The organism is Clostridium sp. Marseille-Q2269 (genome assembly GCF_943736985.1).
In the GTDB taxonomy this organism is placed as follows: Bacteria; Bacillota; Clostridia; order Clostridiales; family Clostridiaceae; genus Clostridium_F.
The window spans coordinates 1-2,287 of the sequence record NZ_CALSFS010000026.1; the positions used below are offsets into that span (position 1 = coordinate 1).

Annotated in this window: 2 protein-coding genes and 1 pseudogene; all 3 read right to left on the reverse strand. The window is 32.8% G+C overall.

Translation table 11 applies throughout. The annotated features are described in order from the left end of the window. A partial coding sequence (locus NGI68_RS16875; RefSeq protein ID WP_251862610.1) for a hypothetical protein occupies window positions 1–617 on the reverse strand: 617 nt, incomplete at its 3' end. Between the two features lie 21 nt (window positions 618–638). After that, on the reverse strand, window positions 639–842 hold the full coding sequence (locus NGI68_RS16880; RefSeq protein WP_251862611.1) for a hypothetical protein: 204 nt from the start codon (window positions 840–842) through the stop codon (window positions 639–641). After that, window positions 843–2,287, reverse strand: a pseudogene (locus NGI68_RS16885) (hypothetical protein); the annotation flags it as partial.

Consider the following 2,287-nt stretch of genomic DNA (forward strand, 5'->3'; position numbering starts at 1 on the left):
TCTCGTTGTCTTACTAGTTCTAATTTTATATTTATATAATCTAAGAATACTTTACTTGGAATAGTTCCACTGGCTGGATACCCAGAAGATATTAAAAAATATATTTTGTTATCTACTGTTAATCTATTTTTTTGATAGTTATCTTCTTTTGTATATATTGGTCTTATATCGTTACTAGTATTTGTTGATTTATTTGCCCATGCATTAACGCCTACTCCAGTATCCCATATAAAAACTTCACACCTATAACCAATACTATCGCCATTATCTCCAGAGGCACTAGCCCATGTATTAACTTCTAATTTCTTAATAGAATTTCTTAAAGCATCACGAGAACCTCCATACAAACTATTACATAATCCATTAAGGTCTAATTCTACAAGAAATTGTCCTTTTTCTCCAACTCCATATCCCCCATTAGGAGATACAATATTATCTAATTTTTTTAATTTATCATATTCTTCTTGGGTAAATTCAATCCACTTAGTATCATTTGGAAATAATAATTCTGGACTATCAGCATAGTAGCACTTCATAGGGCAATCCATACTACCAGCCACTTTAGTATAAAAATTATATTCTAATTCTGCTGTATCTCCTCCTATAAATATAGCCATTTATTCACCTCTTATTTTAATTTATTTTAATTTATTTTCCATGATGAAGTCTTCTATAGTATCAATAGCTTTTTCAACTTCTGAATCTAAAACGATAAAGGATTGTTTCTCGTTATCGTTCTCTATGTTACCTTCTGGGTCTATTTCCATATAAGTAAATGCAATTCGCTTGCCTTCTGCCCTGTGAACTATTCCCATACCTGTTATTCTTTTAATTGTTTCCATTTAATCTCCTCCTAATAATAAGTTATCTAAAATATCATTATCTAAAAACTCGTTGTCAAATTTATCTTCTTTATCTTGTTGTGGTGTTAAATCTTTTGGGTATTCTTTCACTTCTTGCACTTGATTAGAATCTAAGGTTTCTGCCCTTGTATTTTCGTATCCTCTACGTTTTGCATCTATAGTCCATGTAAACTCTGTATTTGGTTCTCCCCTAACGATAAAATAGTCAGCTGTTCTTTTAGTACATCTAAGAGGGCATAAGTTTCGCATTTCTTCAATTGTTAAATCATCACTACAGTATTCACTAATTGTTACATGATAATTTATGTCTGTATTGAGTATCTCAGTTTCAAGGTCATTTATATAACAAATACATTCTCCGTTTTCGTCTGTCTTCGCTGAACCTTTATCACTGAAGTAGTAGCTGAATGTTTCATATGCATTCATAAGTCTACGTCCGTAGTTTTTAGTTTGTTGTAATGAGTTCTTACTTCCTGTTACGCTAAAGTCTCCAAATACTAATGTTTTACCTTGTATTTCAGCACCATGGAATGCTACTAGACCTACCTTATTAGTGTTAGTTCTCCAATCTGCACATTGAAAGGCTGTTTCAAATTCACTGGACCACTGTCTACCGAACTTAACTACATTGCCATCACCAACATATCCAAGTTTTAAGTCTCCTCCATCACTACCAATAGAACCAACCCAATTATTGCCACTGTAATACTTTAATGGGCTCCATGTTGCATTAATTGGTTCTTGAATAGTTATTGGTTCTTTAGATATAGGCAACTTCTTATATTTATCAAAGGTTATATAATCACTATAATGTAAAGTTTCTTTATTATAATAAGAAATTCCTAAGTTATAATCTTGATAGTGTGCTATAGACATACCTAATTTATCTGGATGGTCCACTTGATAGTGTGTAAATATCATTCCTGCTTTTTGTCCCTCTTTTTTAAAGTCATGGAAGCTTAAATTCATGTCTTGCAACTCTATGGCTGGATAACCACTCCAATTATAAGTTTTAAATGTATTTCCTCCTAAATCTATTTTTAGCGTACCATCTAAAGATTTTAATACACCAGCACTTATTAAATCTGCTGTAAATCCTTGTCCAGTTCCAAAGGTAGACCACTGCCACTCTCCGTTAGTCATTTCTTTAGCTATCTGGAACCCTCTAGTGCCAAGGCACATTGCTCCATAGGTTGGAGAATTTGTATCCCTATCCTCGAAAAAAACTGCTCTTTCCACTTGCGTTTCTGCACTATCTGCCATAGCTTTTAAAGTTGCCTTTGCAGCATCTATAGGACCCCATATTACTTCACCTTTAACTTTCCCATCTGGTGTTGTTATAGAATCTATTTTATTTAGAGAATTACTTATATCTTTTTTAAAATTACCTAGCTCTACAGTATCGTTAATCCACGTATTTCCTA